This window comes from Tychonema sp. LEGE 06208 (assembly GCF_015207505.1).
Classification (GTDB): Bacteria; Cyanobacteriota; Cyanobacteriia; order Cyanobacteriales; family Microcoleaceae; genus Microcoleus.
The window spans coordinates 1-3,948 of the sequence record NZ_JADEWT010000201.1; the positions used below are offsets into that span (position 1 = coordinate 1).

Consider the following 3,948-nt stretch of genomic DNA (forward strand, 5'->3'; position numbering starts at 1 on the left):
CTCCCCCAATCTCCCCATCTCGCCTTCTAATTCCCTCTGGGGTCTAAAACGTCTCGCAGGCCGTCGCCTAAAAGGTTGAAACCGAGAACTATCAAGGTAATTAGCAAACCTGGAAACAAAATAGTCCAAGGAGATGAAAGAGCATATCCGCCTTTAAAAGCATCGGAAAGCATTGTCCCCAACTCCGGGGCTGGCGGCTGCGCGCCCAAACCGAGAAAACCTAAACCGGCGGCTTCTAGCGTGGCTGTACCAGTGGAAAGAGTTGCTTGTACAACTAATGGCGGGAGACTTCCCGGCAAAATGTGGCGAAAAATAATCCGTAAGTCGCTGGCGCCCAAGGCTTTGACTGCTAAGACAAATTCTTGTTCGCGCAGCGATAGCACCATGCTGCGCGTCAGGCGGATGTAAATTGGAATTTGGACGACGCTGACGGCGATAATTACGCTTTGCAGGCTCGGCCCGGTGACGGTGACAATGGCGATCGCCAGTAAGATCGAAGGAAAAGCTAGTAAAATATCCGCCAAAGTGCCGATCGCTACCTCAGCCCATCCGCGAAAATATCCGGCGAAGAGTCCCAACAGCCCTCCCACAAACAATCCCGCAGCCACAGAAACCAAGCTGACGAGCAAAGAGATCCCCAATCCGTGCCACACTCGCACCAACAAATCTCGCCCCAAACTGTCGGTGCCGAACCAATGCTGGGCGCTAGGAGCCACTAATCGGGATAAATAATCGCGATCGACCGCCGGATTGTAGGGGGAAATTAGGGGAGCTAACAGTGCCGAGAAAATCAGCGCTACAGTCAAAATTAAGCCGATTTTCCCGGAGGTCGATCGGGCGAATCGCTGCCAAGCAGGCTGTCGAAATATTAAATTTTGATGCAATTTGGGATTTTCCATTTTTAATAATGTCAAAAAAAACAGTTGTACCCGATCGCAGTTTTTATAGCCTGCTTGGCGGATGCCGAATCCTCGATGCCTTCGTTAAAGACCATTTAAGATATAGATAACAAATAAATTTAAAACCCTAATGACATCAACCCTGCTCAAAACCTCCGCCCGATCGCCCCTGAACGCTCCAACAGTGCGCCATTTCCCCAACGGCCTCACAGTTATAGCCGAACACTTACCAGTCGATGCCGTTAACCTCAGCGTGTGGATGAATTTAGGCTCAGCCGTAGAATCCGACGAAATCAACGGTATGGCTCACTTTTTAGAACACATGATTTTTAAGGGAACTCCCAGCATTCAGAGTGGAGAATTTGAACGGGCGATCGAACAGCGCGGCGCTGTCACCAATGCCGCCACCAGTCAAGATTACACGAACTATTACATCACCACAGCTCCTAAAGATTTTGCTGAACTAGCCCCCCTGCAAGTCGATGTCTTGCTCAACGCCAGCATTCCCGACGATGCCTTCGAGCGCGAACGGCTGGTAGTATTGGAAGAAATTAGACGATCGGAAGACAATCCGCGCCGACGCACCTATGGGCGATCGATGCAATTAGCCTTTGAAGTCCTGCCCTACAAGCGACCGGTACTAGGCCCGACTTCCGTCATCGAAAATCTGAGGGCCCAACAAATGCGGGATTTCCACAGCAGCAGATATCAGCCAGGGGCGATGACAGCAGTCGCTGTAGGTAACTTGCCGGTCGATCGACTAATAGAAATTGTCGCCGAAAGTTTTGCCAGCAAAAGCACAGCACAAAACAGCACCATAAATCAGCCCGCACTCAGCAGCTTTCACCCAGAATCCGAAATTCTCAACTACGGCCAAGAATCGCCCTTTACCGAAATAGTTCGCCGCGAATTTGTAGACTCTGCCCTCCAGCAAGCTCGACTGATCGTGATGTGGCGAGTCCCCGGCTTTGTGGAAATGTCCGAAACCTATGCCCTCGACGTTTTGGCGACAGTATTGGGCCACGGGCGCACAACTCGCTTGGTTAAGGATTTGCGCGAAAATCGAGGGCTAGTCTCGTCAATTTCGGTCAGCAACATGACTCAGCGACTAGGCGGGGTATTCTCGATTTCCGCTCAACTGGCGACAGAAAATATAGCCGAAGTGGAAGCAGCCATCGTCGGACACATCCGCACTCTGCAAACCGAACTGGTGACTGATGCCGAAATTTCCCGCATCCGCACCCAAGTAGCAAATCGGTTTATCTTCGGTAACGAAACTCCCAGCGATCGAGCAAGTTTGTACGGTTACTATCAGTCGATGGTAGGAGATATCGCTCCCGCCCTCAACTACGCAGCCTGCATCCAATCTCAGACAGCCGAGGATCTCCGGGAAGCCGCCGTCAAATATCTGTCTCCCGATGCGATGGGTGTGGTGGTAATTCGCCCCGAAGCAGCATAAACCCGATTGCTTCTTTCCCAGGCGCAATCGTTTGCTTGTCAAGCTAGGGAGCACAAAGAAGGTAAATCATCGCCTTCTTTGATTTGAAAATACTGTGTCAGATCGTGTCCGATCTAGGATGGTAACAAAAAAAGGTTAGTAGTGCGGACTTTAGTCCGCACTACTAACCCATCTTATTTCGATCGATCGACTGGACAGGATATCAAGTTCGATCGCACTCCGCCTTAAGGGTTTTGTATCGAATCATGAATTTAAAGCTTTTAAGGTACGGGCGATCGGTAGAATGGCCGTAATTTTCTGAGAGTATAAACTTGGAATCGTTGAACTGTGCAGGGAAGCATGAAATTACAAAACTTTCTCAACTCAAAAATTAGGTACGATGCCAAAGCAATCGCTGCCGACAACGAGCTCAGCCGCCAAATTCAAAGCCGTCTCATTGACCTGGGTTTACTGAAACCTCCAGTAGACGGCATCTTTGGCCCACTTTCTACCGCCGCCCTCCACCGATTTCAAACCTTGATGAAGTGCGGCGAACCGGGTTTTTTGGGAGCAATCACAGCCAAAAAGCTGATCGAAACCAAAACGACGGACATTCCCACACCTCGCCCGATCCTGAAAACGACCAGAGACACTATTTTTAAATCAAAACCCCTAGCGTCTTCTCAACTTCAGGACTCAGAAAAACAAGTAATCCCAGCGGGAAAAGAGTTTGAACTCCTGGCTTTTGTTCCTATTCGCGGTCACATTAGGGTTGCTCTCCGCAATGAATCTTTCAAAGGTTCAGGGATTTGGTATGTTTACGGAGGACACGCTCAAGTTACTTTAGACGGCGTTTTGCTTTATCCCAAACCAAACCCCCCCACTGTCAGACTTGGCATTCCTTATCGATCGCAATTAGATAATTTTTACAATCCTACAGGTGCTTGTAATGTAACTTCCATAGCGATGTGTCTGGACTTTTTGAGAGTGCCGCGGCGCAATAGAAGCGGACAATATGAAGATGAACTCTACGAATATGCGATCGCCAAAGGTTACAGTCGCTGGGATCCCTATGATTTAGCAAAGATTGTTAAAGATTACGGCGCTCAAGATTACTATACCGAGAATGCAACTATTGAGGACGTTCAAGATTGGCTGGCCAGCGGAAATCCCGCTGTCATCCACGGATACTTCACGTCTTTCGGTCACATTATAGTTGCTGCGGGCTACGACAGCGAAGGATTCTTCGTTCACGACCCCTATGGCGAGTGGTTCCCAAACGGCTACGATACAAGTGTCAGCGGTGCTTACTTGCACTATTCCTATCGTTTAATCCGCAGCGTTTGTATGGCTGACGGAGATTTTTGGGTGCATTTTATCTCGAAGTAATTGTTAAGAGTCATTAGTCATTAGTCATTAGTCATTAGCTAAGAGATAAGTTAGCTCCTCGATGATTCGGCGATTGAAATCGCTACTATAAAAACCTGACGGGGTGACAACCCCGTTAAAACCCATAGCTAACAAAGGTTTGACCGATTTATGGTAAAAAAAGATGGGGTCAATATCGTTAAACAACCCCATCTATAGAAAATGTTACCTCCATTTTACCAA

At 48.7% G+C, this 3,948-nt stretch carries 3 protein-coding genes; 2 read left to right on the forward strand and 1 reads right to left on the reverse strand.

The genetic code is table 11. The features are described from left to right. Positions 1-26: 26 nt before the first annotated feature. Entirely contained in the window at positions 27-899 is an 873-nt protein-coding gene (locus tag IQ263_RS27750; protein WP_194071252.1) for an ABC transporter permease, read from the reverse strand. 130 nt (positions 900-1,029) lie between these two features. On the opposite strand from IQ263_RS27750, the gene IQ263_RS27755 reads away from it, so the two are divergent. Both IQ263_RS27755 and IQ263_RS27760 read left to right on the forward strand, forming a co-directional pair. Continuing rightward, a complete protein-coding gene (locus IQ263_RS27755) occupies positions 1,030-2,358 on the forward strand; it encodes a M16 family metallopeptidase (RefSeq protein WP_194071253.1) in 1,329 nt (442 codons plus the stop codon). 339 nt (positions 2,359-2,697) lie between these two features. Next, complete coding sequence (locus IQ263_RS27760; protein ID WP_194071254.1) at positions 2,698-3,726, forward strand: C39 family peptidase; 1,029 nt, start codon at positions 2,698-2,700, stop codon at positions 3,724-3,726. Positions 3,727-3,948 lie beyond the last annotated feature (222 nt).